The sequence below is a fragment of the Gordonia oleivorans genome (assembly GCF_040044975.1).
In the GTDB taxonomy this organism is placed as follows: domain Bacteria; phylum Actinomycetota; class Actinomycetes; order Mycobacteriales; family Mycobacteriaceae; genus Gordonia; species Gordonia oleivorans.
Genome location: NZ_JBDZDI010000026.1, coordinates 41,917 through 57,472 on the forward strand (window position 1 = coordinate 41,917; position 15,556 = coordinate 57,472).

Here is a 15,556-nt window from a genome sequence, read left to right on the forward strand (position 1 = left end):
TGGCCGATTGGTCCGGATTGATCAGATCATCCGAACGGTGGAAGTTCCTGGTCGGCGGCGGACCGCGGCCGTAGGGTCGACGGGCATGAGGCCCCCCGAATCGCGTGTGACACAGGCCGGTACCGCACCGGCCCGACGGCGTCGTCGATGGCCGTGGATCCTCGGGGGAGTGGGGATCGTCGTCATCGTCGGAATGGTCATCGGCGCGGTGATCTTCAAACCCTGGCTGATCTTCGTCAACACCGAGGTCGCCGACGAGATCCCGGTTGCGGTCAGCGCCGCGCCGGGCGGGGACGCGCCGACCGGTTCGCCGGTTGTTCTCTCCGGGGGAGAGTTCATCAGCCACGAACACGATACCACCGGATCGGTGTCGGTCATCGAGAAGCCGGATGGCTCAAGGGTTCTCGCGATCGAGAACCTGAACACCACCACCGGTCCGGATGTGCATGTGTGGTTGTCGGCCGGCGAGGTGATCCCCGGGTTCTCCGGATGGCGCACCGCGGGCGACGCGGCGTACGTCGATCTGGGGCCGATCAAGGGCAATCGCGGCGATCAGGTGTACGAGATCCCGGCGGGGACCGATCTGGCCACCTATCCGGCGGTGGTGTTGTGGTGTGTGCAGTTCAGCGTGTCCTTCGGTGCCGCGGAGTTGCACACGGTCTGAACCGGTCGTCGCCGACGGCCGATCCGGCCAGGCTACCGTGGACCGGTGACCGACATCCCCGCGCTGGACCTGCATGCCGATCCCGTCGAACTGACCGCCGCCCTCGTCGACATCCCGAGCGAATCGCGCGACGAGTCACTCATCGCCGACGCCGTGGAAGCCGCCCTGCGCACCCAGACAACGGGATTCGAGATCGTCCGGCAGGGTAACCGGGTGCTCGCGCGGACCGACCGTGGCCTGGGCAGTCGGGTGATCCTCGCGGGACACCTCGACACCGTCCCGGTCGCCGGGAACCTGCCGCACCGGCGCACCGTCGACGACGCCGAGGGCGATGTGCTGCACGGCTGCGGCACCGTCGACATGAAATCCGGTGACGCGGTCTTCCTGCATCTGGCCGCGACGCTGGAGAACCCGGCCCACGATCTGACGCTGATCTTCTACGACTGCGAGGAGATCGCGGCGGAGTTCAACGGTCTCGGGACCATCGAGCGCGAGTTGCCGCAGTGGCTCGCCGGTGACGTCGCGATCCTCGGCGAACCCACCGCCGGTCAGATCGAGGCGGGCTGTCAGGGCACCCTGCGGGTCCGGTTGAGCGCCACCGGCACCCGTGCGCACTCGGCGCGAGCATGGATGGGCGACAACGCGATTCACAAACTCGGCGATGTGTTGACGACGCTCGCCGACTACCGGCCCCGGTGGGTGGACATCGACGGCTGCGAGTATCGGGAGGGGCTCTCGGCGGTCGGGATCGGCGGTGGGGTGGCCGGCAACGTGGTCCCCGATGCGGCCTTCGTCGACGTCAACTTCCGCTTCGCCCCCGATCGCAGCATCGAGACCGCGCTGGAACATGTGCGTGCGGTGTTCGCCGGTCCGCTCTCGACCGGTGCGGTCACCATGGAACTGACCGACTCCGCCTCCGGGGCCCTTCCGGGGCTGTCCCATCCGGCCGCCGCGGCACTGGTCGCGGCGGCGTCGGGCCGCTTCCGCGCGAAGTACGGCTGGACCGACGTGTCACGGTTCTCTGCCCTCGGCATCCCGGCGGTCAACCTCGGCCCGGGGGACCCGAGCCTCGCGCACCGCGTCGACGAACGGGTGCCGGTGGCCCAGATCCGGGAGGTCACCGATCTGTTGCGGGCCTATCTGTCCTGATCGGGCGGATACCGTTGCGGTCATGACGAACCCAGGTGACGACGAGACCACACGAGAACTCCGCGTCGACGACGACCAGGAGGGCACCCGCTACGTGGGTCCGATGCGGATCCGTCAGGGCGAGGCCCCGGAGAAGACCACCGACCGCCGGTTCCTCGAGTGGGTCGATCCGCGCGATGCCGCCCTGCGCGCGGATCGCACGATGCGCGACTCCTGGCGGGTGCTGCGCATCCAATCGGAATTCGTGGCCGGTTTCGACGCGCTCAGTGAGGTGGCCGAGGCGGTCACCGTATTCGGTTCGGCCCGCTCGGCGCCCGACTCCGCGGAATACGCGCTCGCGGTTGAGGTCGGCCGGGCGCTCGGCGAGGCCGGGTATGCCGTCATCACCGGCGGCGGTCCGGGCGCGATGGAGGCCGCCAACCGGGGTGCGTGTGAGGCGTCGGCGAAGTCCATCGGGCTCAACATCGAACTGCCCTTCGAGCAGCACCTCAATCCCTGGGTCGACGTGGGCATGAACTTCCGTTACTTTTTCGTCCGCAAGACGATGTTCGTGAAGTACGCGCAGGCATTCGTGTGTCTGCCCGGCGGATTCGGCACGCTCGATGAACTCTTCGAGGCGCTGACCCTCGTGCAGACCAAGAAGGTCGTCCGGTTTCCGATCGTGCTCGTCGGCCGCGAGCACTGGTCCGGACTGCTGCAGTGGATGCGTGAGGTGCTGGTGGCCAAGAAGATGGTCTCCGCCGACGACCTCGACCTGCTGCATGTGGTCGACGAGCCGGCGGAGGTGGTCGCGATCATCGCCGCGGCGGCCGCGCAGCGCGATGCCGCACGTGAGACAGGGGGTGGGCAATGAGTGTGATCTGTGTGTATTGCGCGTCGGGCCGGCATGTGGCGCAACCGTTTCTGGACCTCGCCGCCGATCTGGGAACCGCGATCGGCGCGGCCGGACACACCCTGGTGTCCGGCGGTGGCAACGTGTCGATGATGGGTGCGGTGGCCACCGCGACCCGCGCCGCGGGCGGTCACACCGTCGGCATCATCCCGCGGGCGCTGATGGCACGAGAGGTCGCCGATCTCGACGCCGACGAGTTGGTCATCACCGAGACCATGCGCGAGCGCAAGAAGATGATGGACGACCGCGCCGACGGATTCATCACCCTGCCCGGCGGCGTCGGCACCCTCGAGGAACTGTTCGAGACATGGACCGCGGGATTCCTCGGGATGCACGACAAACCCGTCGTGATGCTCGATCCGGTCGACTTCTACGCGCCCCTGCTGTCGTGGCTCGGTGATCTGGTGGGTCAGGGGTTCGTCGCACAGAGTTCGCTGGATCGCCTGCGGGTGACCGATTCGGTGGACGACGCCCTGGCACTTGCTACTGCCCGGTAAGATAGCCGCACGCACCCGCGAAACACCGTCGTCGTCCACGGAGAGCGAGAACCTCGAATGTCGTCCCACGACACCCCATCGGTCGTCGGAATCTCAGATCTGGTCAAAGGCGTCCTCAAGATGGCGCCGCAGGCCCATCAGATGATCAAGCACGCGCCCGGACTGATCCGGCGGCCCCCGGATGCCAAACGCACGATCGGGTCGATCTTCCAGAATCATGCGAGCAGCCACCCCGACCGGCCGTTCGTCCGCTTCGGCGGCAAGACCACCACCTACGGTGAGGCCAACCGCACGGTCAACCGCTACGCCGCGGTGCTCACCGACAAGGGTGTGCAGACCGGTGACGTGGTCGCCATCCTGGCCAAGAACTCGGCCACCGACCTGCTGATCATGCTCGCCACCGTCAAACTCGGCGCCATCGCCGGGATGCTGAACTACAACCAGCGTGGCTCGGTCCTCGAACACAGCATGAACCTGCTCGGGGCGCGGGTGCTCATCCACGATCCCGACTGCGCCGAGGCCTTCGAGTCGATCCCGGACTCGGCGCTGCCCGACCATGTCCTGACCTTCGCCGACCTCGACGAGGAGGCGACGGGCAAGCCGGAGACCGACCCCGAGGTCACCGCCACGCTGCCCGCCTCCACCGAGGCGTTCTACATCTTCACCTCCGGCACCACCGGGATGCCCAAGGCCAGCGTGATGAGCCACAATCGCTGGTTGGCGAGCCTGTCGGGGATCGGTGGACTCGCGGTACGACTGCGCGCCAGCGACACGATGTACGTGCCGCTGCCGCTGTACCACAACAACGCCCTGTCGGTGTCGCTGTCCTCGGTGCTCGCGGCGGGGGCCTGCATCGCGATCGGCAAGCAGTTCTCGGCGTCGAAGTTCTGGGACGACGTCATCCTCAACCGTGCCACCGCGTTCTGCTACATCGGCGAACTGTGCCGCTATCTGCTGGCACAACCGGAGAAGCCCACCGACCGTACCCACAGTGTGCGTCTGGTCGTCGGCAACGGCATGCGACCGGACATCTGGGACGAGTTCCGGGACCGTTTCGGCATCGACCGGATCGTCGAGTTCTACGGCGCCAGCGAACTCAACCTGGTCTTCGTCAACGCCTTCAGCGCGAGCCGCACGGCCGGTTTCTGCCCGCTGCCCTACGCGATCGTCGACTACGACGAGGACGGCAAGCCCAAACGCAACGACAAGGGACGGCTGACCAAGGTCGGGCGCGGCGGCACCGGCCTGCTGCTGTCCGGCATCAACGACCGGGTCCCGATCGACGGCTACACCGATCCGGCCGAGACCGAGAAGAAGATCGTCCGCGATGCCTTCAAGGAAGGCGATGCGTGGTTCAACTCCGGCGATCTCGTCCGCGATCAGGGCTTCAGTCACATCGCCTTCGTCGATCGCCTCGGCGACACCTTCCGCTGGAAGGGCGAGAACGTCGCCACCACCGAGGTCGAGGCCGGCCTCGACGGAAGCCCGATGGTGGCACAGTCGGTGGTCTTCGGGGTCGAGGTCCCGGGTACCGACGGCAAGGCGGGGATGGCGGCGATCACGATCCGCGAGGGCGAGAGCTTCGACGGCGCCCAGCTGGCCAAACACCTCTACGACGCCCTGCCGAGCTACGCGATGCCGCTGTTCGTCCGGATCGTCGGCGCGCTGGAGGCGACCTCCACCTTCAAGAACCGCAAGGTGGAGCTGCGTGAGGAGGGGTACTCCAAGCCGGGTGACGACCCGCTCTACGTACTCGCCGGCCGGGACAAGGGCTATGTCGAGTTCTACGAGTCCTACCCGGACGATGTCGCCGCGGCCAAGGCACCCAAGGGCTGACGCGACGCGCGAGGGGCGCTGAGGCGAACGCGACGCGGCGACCGCGCGCAACTGCGCTCTCCGTAGGCTGTCGGCATGTATGGACAGACCTTGTGCGGGCGCCCGGTCGCCGTTGACCGTGCGCTGGTGATGGCCATCGTCAACCGCACACCGGACTCCTTCTACGACCGCGGCGCGAGCTTCTCCGACGCGGCGGCGCAGGCGCGGATCGACCAGGTGGTCGCCGAGGGTGCCGACATCGTCGACATCGGTGGGGTGAAGGCCGGACCGGGCGAGGAGGTCGATGCCGTCACCGAGGCGGCTCGCGTGGTGCCGATGATCGACTGGATCCGCGGCCGGTATCCGGATCTGCTGATCAGCGTCGACACCTGGCGTTCGGAGGTCGCCGACGCCGCATGCGCGGTGGGAGCCGACCTCATCAACGACACGTGGGCCGGAGCCGATCCCGATCTGGTGTCGGTCGCCGCGGCCCGCGGCGCGGGCATCGTCTGCTCGCACACCGGTGGCGCGGTGGTCCGTACCCGCCCGCACCGGGTCGGATACGGCGATTCGGTGGACGCGGTGGTGGCCGACGTGCTCGACGCGGTGACCTCCGCGGCACGCCGCGCCGAGGCCGCCGGGGTGGCCCGAGACTCGATCGTGATCGACCCGACACACGATTTTGGCAAAAACACTCACCACGGTCTGGCCTTGTTACGCCACGTAAAAGATCTTGTTAAGAGCGGCTGGCCAGTGCTGATGGCACTGAGCAACAAGGATTTCGTGGGGGAGACTCTGGGTGTGGATCTCGCACATCGGGTGGAGGGCACACTCGCGGCCACGGCTCTGAGCGCCGAACACGGCGCACGGATCTTCCGCGTCCACGAGGTCGCCGCCACCCGACGTGTGGTCGACATGGTCGCCGCGATAGCGGGCACACGGCCTCCAGCCAGAGCAGTCAGGGGACTCGCATGACCAAGAAGGTACGTCGAACCCAGAATCGTCGAACGATCGCCGGACGCACCACGTCCGGTTCCACCGGCCGCGACAAGGCGGCGATGTGGCCCGCGTCCGCCGACACCTCCGACGCCCGGAGCGGGTGGTCGACCACGCACACGTGGGAGAAACCGGACTGGACCGTCGAGGAACTCGTCGAGGCCAAGGACGGTCGCACCGTGTCGGTGGTGCTGCCCGCACTGAACGAGGAGGAGACGGTCGCCGACGTCATCGCGACCATCCGCCCGCTGGTGGGCACGCTGGTCGACGAACTGATCGTGCTGGACTCCGGGTCCACCGATGCCACCGCCGAACGCGCCACGATGGCCGGCGCGCAGGTGATCAGCCGCGAGGAGGCGGTGCCCGAACTCGAACCCGTCCGGGGCAAGGGTGAGGTGCTGTGGCGCTCGATCGCCGTGGCCACCGGCGACATCATCGCCTTCGTCGATTCCGACCTCATCGACCCGGACCCGATGTTCGTGCCGAAGATGCTCGGACCGCTGCTGGTCAACCCCGACATCCAGCTGGTCAAGGGGTACTACCGGCGCCCGCTGCGAACCGGTGGAACCCAAGACGCCAACGGTGGCGGCCGCGTCACCGAACTCGTCGCCCGTCCGCTGCTGGCCTCGCAGAAGCCCGAGCTGACCGCCGTCCTGCAGCCGCTGGGCGGCGAGTACGCCGGCACCCGCGAAATGCTGTCGTCGGTACCGTTCGCACCGGGCTACGGCGTGGAGATCGGCCTGCTGATCGACACCTACGATCGATACGGACTCAACGGGATCGGTCAGGTCAATCTCGGGGTCCGCACACACCGGAATCGTCCGCTCATCGAACTCGGCGTGATGAGCCGGCAGATCGTCGGCACGCTGATGCGACGATGCGGCATCGAGGACTCCGGGGTCGGACTCACACAGTTCACCGCCGAACCCGACGGCACCTTCACCCCGCACACCACCGAGGTGTACCTCGAGGACCGTCCGCCGATGAAGACGCTGCGCGCGGTCGACATCGACTCCGACGGCGAGGAGATCGCCTCCTGATCCGCCGGTCGCGGGGCGGCTCCCACCCGCCGGTCTGACACGATGGTCTGATGCAGACCCTCTTGCTGTACCTGCTGATCATGGCTGTCGTGGTGGCCGTCATCTTCGCCGTGGTCTGGTTCGTCTTCGGCCGCGGCGAAGATCTGCCGCCGATCGACGACTCGGCCACGCTGACGCGTCTGCCACGCAACGGGATCCACGGATACGACGTTCGTGCGCTCACCTTCGCGCTCACCGTGCGTGGCTACAAGCAGAGTGAGGTCGACTGGGCGCTGGCGCGGCTGGCCGACGAGATCGACGATCTGCGTGCGTTGGTTCAACAGCTGCAGGATGCGCGTGACACGGTCTCGGTCGGGTACCCCTCGGCGGGGATTCTCGGGCGGCACGAGGCCGATGACGCCGCACCTGCCGCCACCGACAGCGCTCCGGTGCAGCCGGTCACCGGCCCCGCCGCGGCGCCGACCGACGCCGACACGATCACCCCCGACGCCGATGACGTGCCCGAACCCTGACACACGGGCCGCCTCCGCGCGGTCCGGCCCACGCGGCCACGTATCATGACTGTGGCGGCAGCCACCATGACCGGCCGAGAGTCGATCGTCGTGGTTGCCGGATGCACTCGGCGACACAGAACTCTGAAGGGAGTTTGAGAATGGCGGCGATGAAGCCACGGACTGGGGATGGGCCCCTCGAGGCGGCCAAGGAAGGACGTGGGATCGTCGTTCGCATTCCGATCGAGGGTGGTGGACGTCTGGTGGTCGAACTGACCGCCGACGAGGCCGCCGCACTCGGTGAGGAGTTGCGCGGGGTCACCGGCTGACCGGGCCCGACCGCATCTCGGCCCTGGCCGAGATGGTTGCGTCCTTCCGATGCCCGGTGTGTACCGGGCCGCTGGAACTGATGGCCGATCGCAGCGCACTGCGCTGCGATCGGCGTCATTCTTTCGACATCGCCCGTCAGGGTTACGTCTCTCTGCTGGATGGGAAATCCGGCGCTCTCCGTGCCGACACCGCCGACATGGTCGCCGCACGACTGCGCGTGCATGAGGCCGGTGTCCTCGACGCCGTCGTCGCGGCCACCGCCGACGTGGTCGCTGACCTCGTCGGGCCGGAACCCTCGCCGGTCCTCGTCGATCTCGGAGGCGGGCCGGGGGTGTATCTGCGGGCGTGTCTGCGCAGGCTCCCGGACGCGCGCGGAGTGGTGTTCGATCTGTCGAAATACTGTGCCCGCGCGGTCATGCGGGAGCGCCCCGCCGCAGTCGCCGTCGTCGCCGACGTGTGGCGGTCGATCCCGATGGGCGATGCCACCGCGACACTGGCCCTGTCGGTGTTCGCGCCCCGCAATGCGACGGCGACCGCACGGGTGCTCACACCCGACGGTCACCTGGTGATCGTCTCCCCGCAGGCCGACCACCTGCACGAACTCATCGCGCCGATGGGCATGCTGAATGTCGCGCCGGACAAGGACACCCGGATCGAGGCGGCGATGGAACCGGATTTCGAGATCCTCGGGCGTCGGTCGGTGCGATCGGCCGTCGTCGTCGACGCACCCGTCATCGCCGATCTGGTGGCGATGGGGCCGTCGGCGTTTCATCACCCACGCGCGCACATCGACGAACTCGCGGCACAGTGGGTGGCGCAGGCCGGTGGGCCGATCGAGGTGACGTGCGCGGTCACGATCACCGTGTGCCGGCCGCGGACCGCCGGCCGGTGATGACGGCGATGGTGGTCCGGAGAATTCGACGGCTACCGCGCGGCGGCCCGATAGACCCCCAGCGTCTGCTCGGCGATCGTCGCCCAGGAGAATTCGGTGGCCGCACGTTCCCGCCCGGCACGGCCCATGGCAGCCGCCGACGCCGGATCTGCGCTCACGGTGTTGACGCCGTCGGCCAGTCCGCGCTCGAAGGCGACCGGGTCCGCCGGGTCATAGGGGACCAGCACCCCGGTCACGGCGTCGACGACCACCTCGGGGATGCCGCCGACCGCCGACGCCACCACCGCCGTCGAGCACGCCATTGCCTCGAGATTGACGATTCCCAGTGGCTCGTACACCGATGGGCATACGAAAACCGTTGCTGCGGTCAGTATTTCGCGGATACGCGGATGGGGCAGCATCTCCCGGATCCAGTACACGCCGTCGCGTGACCCCGACAACGCCGACACCGCGGCCTCGACCTCGGCACCGATCTCCGGGGTGTCCGGCGCGCCGGCACACAGGATCAACTGGATCTCGGGATCGAAATGATGGGCGGCGGCGACGAGGTGGGCGACACCCTTTTGCCGGGTGATGCGCCCGACGAAGGCCACGATCGGACGGTTCGGGTCGACACCGAGTGCGGTCAAGGTGGACTCGGGACCGAAGGGGTCATCCACCGGATACCACTGCGTCGTGTCGATTCCGTTGCGCACCACGTGAACTCGTTCCGGATCGAGGCGCGGATAGGTGGCGCAGACATCGCCCGCCATGCCGGTGCTGACGGCGATCACCGCATCGGCGTATTCGACGGCGTTGCGTTCGACCCAACTCGACACCCGGTATCCGCCGCCGAGTTGTTCGGCCTTCCACGGCCGCATCGGCTCCAGTGAGTGTGCGGTCAACACATGTGGCACGTCGTAGAGCGCACCGGCCAGGTGCCCGGCGAGCCCGGTGTACCAGGTGTGGGAGTGCACCAGGTCGGCTCCGGCGGCCCCGACGGTCATCCGCAGATCCGCCGACAACGTGGTGATCGCGGCGTTCGCGCCGGCCAGTCCGGGGTCGGGGGAGTAGACCTCGGCGGTATCGCGGGGGGCGCCCATGCAGTGCACGTCCACGTCGACGAGATCGCGTAGATGCCTGACCAACTCGGTTACATGGACACCGGCCCCACCGTAGACCTCGGGCGGATATTCCCGTGTCATCATCGCCACCCGCATGGCTAGAGACGCTAGTGCCCGCGACGGCTCTTCGCCATCGAAGTGCGTCAAGTCGTCGGCGCGCCTGCAAGCTCACACCGACGAGGTGGTGTGTTCACCTGGCCGGGGCGGGTGTTGACGGTTAAGTTTGTGAGTGTGAGATCACAGCCGCATGTGCTCGGAATCGTCCTCGCTGGCGGTGAGGGAAAACGCCTGTACCCCCTGACGATGGACCGCGCGAAACCGGCGGTTCCGTTCGGCGGCGCGTACCGGTTGATCGACTTCGTCCTGTCCAATCTGGTCAACGCCGGATACGAACGCATTTGCGTTCTGACGCAATACAAGTCGCATTCACTCGACCGTCACATCAGTCAGACCTGGTGGTCATCGGGATTTCACGGGGAGTACATCACGCCGGTCCCCGCCCAGCAGCGGCTCGGCCCGCGCTGGTACACCGGCAGCGCCGATGCGATCTTCCAGTCGATGAACCTCATCCACGACGAGCAGCCCGAGTACATCGTGGTCTTCGGCGCCGACCACGTGTACCGGATGGATCCGTCGCAGATGGTCGAGGCCCACATCGATTCCGGTGCCGACGTGACCGTCGCCGGCATCCGCGTTCCGCGTGCGGAGGCCACCGCCTTCGGCTGCATCGATTCCGACGATTCGGGGTTGATCACCCGATTCCTCGAGAAGCCCTCGGATCCTCCCGGAACGCCCGACGATCCGGAGGTCACCTTCGCGTCGATGGGCAACTACGTGTTCACCACCGAAGCGCTCGTCGAGGCCATCCGTGCCGATGCCGCAGACTCCGACTCCGATCACGACATGGGCGGCGACATCATCCCCGCCTTCGTCTCGCAGGGCAGCGCCTACGTGTACGACTTCGCCGACAACGAGGTCCCCGGCGCCACCGAACGTGACAAGGGCTACTGGCGTGACGTCGGTACCCTCGATGCCTTCTACGACGCCCACATGGATCTGGTGTCGGTCCACCCCGTGTTCAACCTCTACAACCGGCGCTGGCCGATCCGCGGTGAGACCCTGCACCTACCGCCCGCCAAGTTCGTTCAGGGCGGCCACGCCCAGGACTCGGTGGTCGGGGCCGGATGCATCGTCTCGGCGGCGTCGGTGTCCACGTCGGTGCTCTCGGCCAACGTCATGATCGAGGACGGCGCGGTCGTGGAGGGCAGCGTGTTGATGCCGGGCGTGCGGATCGGCAAGGGGGCGGTCGTGCGTCACGCGATCCTCGACAAGAACGTCGTCGTGGGTGAGGGTGAACAACTCGGCGTCGACCTCGAGGCCGATCGCGCGAAGTATGCGGTCAGCGCCGGGGGAGTCGTCACCGTCGGCAAGAACATCCGCGTCTAGGCGCGTCCGGGCGCAGCGGTTCAGTGCCTCAGCGCAGCGCCGATCAGTGCCGGCACGGTTACGTGGTCGACGGCGTCGGGCAGCGCGTCGACCGGCCACCAGCGCAGGTCGACCGACTCGGAACTGCACTCGATCGGCGGCGGGGCGCCCGTCGCGGTCGGCGCGGTGACGACCGCGAACTGCATGTCGAGGTGGCGGGTCGGCACGCCGAGCGAGCAGGTGATCGGGTGAGTGTGCAGCGCGACGAGCCCACCGGTGATCTCCAGGTCGCCGATCCCGGACTCCTCGCGCGCCTCGCGCCGGGCCGCCGCGGTGATGGACTCGTCGTCGGGTTCGCAATGACCGCCGAGCTGAACCCATTTCCCCACGCGCGGATGCAGTGTCAGCAGCACGTGCTCACGCGCGGCGTCGAAGACGATCGCCGACGCCGTCAGATGACCGGCCGCGCAGGCCCGCAGACAGGCGTCGTCGGTGGCGGCCAGGAAAGCCAGATAGGTGTGCCGCAGGGCATCCTGCGCGGCGTCGGGGGCCGACCATCCGCTCAGCAATTCCACCGCCGACGCATGCAACGACGCGGCACTCACAGTTCCACCAGCCACTCGTCGACCGGCGCGGGTGAGCGCACCGACAGTTCCTCGGTGGGATGGCCGATCGCGATGGCGCCCAACGGTTCCCACGACGACCCGAGATCGAGGGCATCGCGCACGACGTCGGCGGCGAAGATGGTCGAACCGACCCAGCAACTGCCGAGGCCGCGCACCGACAACGCCACCAGCAAGGCGTTGACCGCACCTCCGGCGGCGACGGTGAACATGGTGTGCTCGCACTCGTTGCGACGCGGGTCGGGATACTCGTGCGCGCCGTCGGCGACGAGGAACGGGATCACCAGTTCTGGCGCGTCGTAGAGGATCCGGCCGCGCCGGAGTCGGGCCTCGATGGAATCGGGGGTCTTGTCATCGGCGGTCAGATCCGACCGCCACCGCCGCGTCATCGCCTCCAACAGGGCGGTGCGCCGTGCCGGATCGCGCAACCACACGAACCGCACCGGATGGGTGTGGTGCGGCGCCGGCGCGGTCAGCGCGTCGGCACAGGCGGCACGGATGTCCTCGGGTGACACCGCGCGCGTGTCGAACGACCGCACCGACCGCCGGGTCAGCAGTGCCTCACGACGTCCCCGCTCGATGGCCTCGGCGGTGCCGAGGTGGAAGAGATCCTCGGCGATCGGCCGGATCAGGTCGGTGGCCCGTGACCCGTCGTCGGTGACGCTCAGGCCGCGCACCACCGCCACCGGAACACCCGCGAGTTTGCCCTTGACCAGATCGGCGGCCGCGGCGATCTCGTCGGCAACCGCGATGTCGGTCACCAGGAGAGGGTTGCCGTAGGCGTCGACGCCGCCCTCGTACGGATGGCTGACCGCGATACCCGACGACCCGATCGCGACGTCGGTCTGCCCGGTACGCCACGCCCGCCCCATGGTGTCGGTGACGATCACCGCGACGTCGAACCCGCGGGCGCCCAACGCCTCCCGCAATCGCCGGGCACTGGCATCGGGGTCCTCCGGCAGCAGTGCCAGGGAATCGGTCGGCACGTTCGATCCGTCGATGCCCGAGGCCGCCTGAATCAGGCCGAGTCGGTTCTCGGTGATCAGGGTGCGGTTCTTGCGCGCGATCACCCGGACCGATTCCTGTTCGACGAGACGGCGGCGCAACGCATCCCGCTCCTCGGGGTCGGTGGGTGCCACCACCATCCGTCCCTCGATCTTGGAGAACACCTTGCTCGTCACCACGACGACATCACCGCCCGCCAACCATGGTGCGGCAGCCAGGATTTCGGCGGCGAGGTCGGAGTGCGGGCCGAACTCGGGCAGACCGGTGACCGGCCGGATCGAGATGGCCCCGCCCGCCCGGTGGTCGCGTGGCGTCATCCGCGCACCGCCGGGGTGTCGACGCCGACCAGCGCGCACGCCGCCCGCACCATGTGTGCGGTCGTGATCGGATCGCTCATCAGCAGCGGCGCCGACCCGATCGAGATCCCCTCGACCGCCGCGTCGTCGCCGTCGGCGATCAACCAGCCGTCGAGAAGCCCGTTGCCGCTGCGCGGTCCGTAGTGCGCGGCGATGGCCTCCGCCGAGGTCTCGACCCCGATCACCGAGAGGCACTCATCGGCCATGCCCCGCAGGGGCCGGTTGTCGATCACCGGAGACACCCCGACCACCGGGGCCGAGGTGGTGCGCAGGGCGCTGCGCACCCCCGGGACGGTCAGGATCATCCCGATGCTGACGACGGGGTTGCTCGGCGCCAGGATCACGACGTCGGCATCGGTGATCGCATCCAGCACACCCGGCGCCGCCCGGGTGTCGTCGTGCCCGAGGGTCGCGAACCCGAAGGTCGGGATCTTCGCCCGATAGCGAACCCACCACTCCTCGAAATGGATGGCGATCTGATCGTCGGGTCCGGTGCCACCCGGTGCGGCCACCCGGACGTGGGTCTCGTGCCGGTCATCGGTCGCCGGCAACAGACGCACCCCGGGTTGCCACCGTTTGCACAGGGCCGCAGTGACATCGGAGAGCGGGTAACCGGCCGCCAGCATCTGCGTCCGGATCAGATGCGTTGCCAGGTCACGGTCGCCGAGACCGAACCAATCCGGGTCCGCACCATAGGCCGCGAGCTCGTCCTTGGCATTCCAGGTCTCGTCGCGGCGCCCCCATCCGCGCTCGGTGTCGATACCGCCGCCCAGGGTGTACATGCACGTGTCCAGATCGGGACAGATGCGCACCCCGTGCATCCATGCGTCATCGCCGACGTTGACGATCGCGGTGATCTCATGGGCGGAGGCCTCCGGAGCGGCCTCGCCCGGGTCGGCCGCCGGGGGAAACGGCGTCGGCCCGAGGAGCTCGCGGACGCCGAGCAGGAAACGTGCGCCACCGACGCCACCGACGAGAACGGTCACCTTCACAGCGATCCACTGTAGTGATCGCGTCGGCGACCCGTACCCCGCCACCGGGTGGGCGCGTGCGTTCGGGTAGACCTATACGGCCCGTGGTGATTCACGGCCGCGGGCTCACGACCTCCGTAGGATCGAGTGGTGGGGTCGGCGCCGACGTGTGAGATTGGTGACGAAACCCATGCCGAACGTGTCGTAACTCGCGTTTCGGAGAACCGGTGGTATGAAGAAGATTTTCCACTCGGCTTGACCGGAGTGGTCGCCAGCGTGTGTAATCACATCAGTGTCATTTTCGGTTCGAGATCGAGAATTGCTGAACGAGAGGCAGTTTCGATCGGGTGTTCGATCCGATGATCGCTCTGGCGGCACTCGCGAAATCGGGGTCCCAGGCCGAACGCCTGGCACGTGGTGGAACGACAGATGATGAATTCGGTGGATGGGGTGACGCGGCAGTGACGCCGTGGCGCGAACAAGCAGAAGAAGAACAACTTCCCAGGCAGGAGGCGCCGGCGATGGTATTCGACAACCCGATCGGCAATCCCCTTGAACCACAAGACCTTTCGCGACCCTCCAGTGAGATCGATGACGGGTTGTATCACTCGCTCGGTCCGGTGGAAGAGTCGTATCTGAGCCCCGCGCGTGACGTCGCCCCGACCGACGACTCCGGGCCGCGCCGTCATCTCTCGTTGGTACCCAACGACTTTGACGATCTCTTCGACAACGTCGAGGAACAGTGGCAGGAACGCGCGCTCTGCGCCCAGACCGACCCCGAAGCCTTCTTCCCCGAGAAGGGCGGCTCCACCCGCGAGGCCAAACGCATCTGCTCCGGATGCGAAGTCAAAGCAGAATGCCTCGAATACGCCCTCGGCAACGACGAACGCTTCGGCATCTGGGGCGGCCTCTCCGAACGCGAACGACGACGCCTCAAGCGCGGCATTGTTTGATTGTGCCGGCGCTGTGTTTGTTGGCGACGGCTCCGCCGTCGCGTGCTCACCGGGCTGACAGCACCACGTCTTCCTCCTCATCGCATCGTCGCTTCGCTCCTCGTTCTTCGTCGTGCAGGAGCGGCGCGCCCGGTGAGCTGTGTTGGTTGGCGCGGACTCCGTCCGCGCGTGCTCACCGGGCTGACAGCACCACGTCTTCCTCCTCATCGCATCGCTCGCAAGCTCGCTCGCTCTTCGTCGTGCAGGAGCGGCGCGCCCGGTGAGCTGTGTTGGTTGGCGCGGACTCCGTCCGCGCGTGCTCACCGGGCTGACAGCACCACGTCTTCCTCCTCATCGCATCGCTCGCAAGCTCGC

At 67.7% G+C, this 15,556-nt stretch carries 16 protein-coding genes; 12 read left to right on the top strand and 4 right to left on the bottom strand.

Annotated elements, in window-relative coordinates; all coding sequences use genetic code 11:
• Nucleotides 1-157: 157 nt before the first annotated feature.
• From ABLE92_RS23600 to ABLE92_RS23645, 10 genes are all read left to right on the top strand, one after another.
• A complete protein-coding gene (locus ABLE92_RS23600) occupies nucleotides 158-664 on the top strand; it encodes a DM13 domain-containing protein (protein ID WP_348807260.1) in 507 nt (168 codons plus the stop codon).
• A gap of 54 nt (nucleotides 665-718) precedes the next feature.
• Nucleotides 719-1,813, top strand: a complete 1,095-nt coding sequence (gene dapE, locus ABLE92_RS23605; protein ID WP_348807261.1) for a succinyl-diaminopimelate desuccinylase — start codon at nucleotides 719-721, stop codon at nucleotides 1,811-1,813.
• A 22-nt stretch (nucleotides 1,814-1,835) separates the two neighbouring features.
• On the top strand, nucleotides 1,836-2,666 hold the full coding sequence (locus tag ABLE92_RS23610; protein WP_348807237.1) for an LOG family protein: 831 nt from the start codon (nucleotides 1,836-1,838) through the stop codon (nucleotides 2,664-2,666).
• Complete coding sequence (locus tag ABLE92_RS23615) at nucleotides 2,663-3,202, top strand: LOG family protein (protein WP_348807238.1); 540 nt, start codon at nucleotides 2,663-2,665, stop codon at nucleotides 3,200-3,202. The genes ABLE92_RS23610 and ABLE92_RS23615 overlap by 4 nt, the downstream gene beginning before the upstream one ends.
• A gap of 57 nt (nucleotides 3,203-3,259) precedes the next feature.
• The gene (locus ABLE92_RS23620) at nucleotides 3,260-5,038 is read left to right on the top strand and encodes a long-chain-acyl-CoA synthetase (protein ID WP_348807239.1); all 1,779 of its coding nucleotides are present in this window, start codon (nucleotides 3,260-3,262) and stop codon (nucleotides 5,036-5,038) included.
• Between the two features lie 75 nt (nucleotides 5,039-5,113).
• Complete coding sequence (folP, locus tag ABLE92_RS23625; RefSeq protein ID WP_348807240.1) at nucleotides 5,114-5,992, top strand: dihydropteroate synthase; 879 nt, start codon at nucleotides 5,114-5,116, stop codon at nucleotides 5,990-5,992.
• Nucleotides 5,989-7,053, top strand: a complete 1,065-nt coding sequence (locus ABLE92_RS23630; protein WP_348807241.1) for a glucosyl-3-phosphoglycerate synthase — start codon at nucleotides 5,989-5,991, stop codon at nucleotides 7,051-7,053. The genes folP and ABLE92_RS23630 overlap by 4 nt, the downstream gene beginning before the upstream one ends.
• Before the next feature lie 50 nt (nucleotides 7,054-7,103).
• On the top strand, nucleotides 7,104-7,565 hold the full coding sequence (locus ABLE92_RS23635; protein WP_348807242.1) for a DivIVA domain-containing protein: 462 nt from the start codon (nucleotides 7,104-7,106) through the stop codon (nucleotides 7,563-7,565).
• A gap of 140 nt (nucleotides 7,566-7,705) precedes the next feature.
• The gene (locus ABLE92_RS23640; protein WP_004019232.1) at nucleotides 7,706-7,873 is read left to right on the top strand and encodes a DUF3117 domain-containing protein; all 168 of its coding nucleotides are present in this window, start codon (nucleotides 7,706-7,708) and stop codon (nucleotides 7,871-7,873) included.
• A gap of 32 nt (nucleotides 7,874-7,905) precedes the next feature.
• Nucleotides 7,906-8,766 carry a putative RNA methyltransferase gene (locus ABLE92_RS23645; protein ID WP_348807243.1) on the top strand — a complete coding sequence of 287 codons (861 nt, stop codon included), beginning with the start codon at nucleotides 7,906-7,908 and terminating at the stop codon, nucleotides 8,764-8,766.
• A gap of 32 nt (nucleotides 8,767-8,798) precedes the next feature.
• Here the strand turns inward: ABLE92_RS23645 and glgA are convergent, their stop codons facing one another.
• Nucleotides 8,799-9,965: a glycogen synthase gene (glgA, locus tag ABLE92_RS23650; protein ID WP_348807244.1), complete on the bottom strand. Its 1,167-nt coding sequence runs from the start codon at nucleotides 9,963-9,965 to the stop codon at nucleotides 8,799-8,801.
• Nucleotides 9,966-10,100: 135 nt separating this feature from the next.
• On the opposite strand from glgA, the gene glgC reads away from it, so the two are divergent.
• Nucleotides 10,101-11,315: a glucose-1-phosphate adenylyltransferase gene (glgC, locus tag ABLE92_RS23655; RefSeq protein ID WP_348807245.1), complete on the top strand. Its 1,215-nt coding sequence runs from the start codon at nucleotides 10,101-10,103 to the stop codon at nucleotides 11,313-11,315.
• A gap of 20 nt (nucleotides 11,316-11,335) precedes the next feature.
• Here glgC and ABLE92_RS23660 read toward each other — a convergent pair whose 3' ends face one another.
• Genes ABLE92_RS23660 through cofD form a run of 3 tightly spaced genes read right to left on the bottom strand, consistent with a single transcriptional unit; the run spans nucleotide 11,336 to nucleotide 14,270 of the window.
• Complete coding sequence (locus tag ABLE92_RS23660) at nucleotides 11,336-11,899, bottom strand: NUDIX domain-containing protein (RefSeq protein ID WP_348807246.1); 564 nt, start codon at nucleotides 11,897-11,899, stop codon at nucleotides 11,336-11,338.
• Entirely contained in the window at nucleotides 11,896-13,239 is a 1,344-nt protein-coding gene (locus ABLE92_RS23665; protein ID WP_348807247.1) for a coenzyme F420-0:L-glutamate ligase, read from the bottom strand. The genes ABLE92_RS23660 and ABLE92_RS23665 overlap by 4 nt, the downstream gene beginning before the upstream one ends.
• On the bottom strand, nucleotides 13,236-14,270 hold the full coding sequence (gene cofD, locus ABLE92_RS23670) for a 2-phospho-L-lactate transferase (RefSeq protein WP_348807248.1): 1,035 nt from the start codon (nucleotides 14,268-14,270) through the stop codon (nucleotides 13,236-13,238). Before cofD ends, ABLE92_RS23665 begins: the two co-directional genes overlap by 4 nt.
• A gap of 674 nt (nucleotides 14,271-14,944) precedes the next feature.
• On the opposite strand from cofD, the gene ABLE92_RS23675 reads away from it, so the two are divergent.
• The gene (locus tag ABLE92_RS23675; RefSeq protein WP_348807262.1) at nucleotides 14,945-15,202 is read left to right on the top strand and encodes a WhiB family transcriptional regulator; all 258 of its coding nucleotides are present in this window, start codon (nucleotides 14,945-14,947) and stop codon (nucleotides 15,200-15,202) included.
• Nucleotides 15,203-15,556 lie beyond the last annotated feature (354 nt).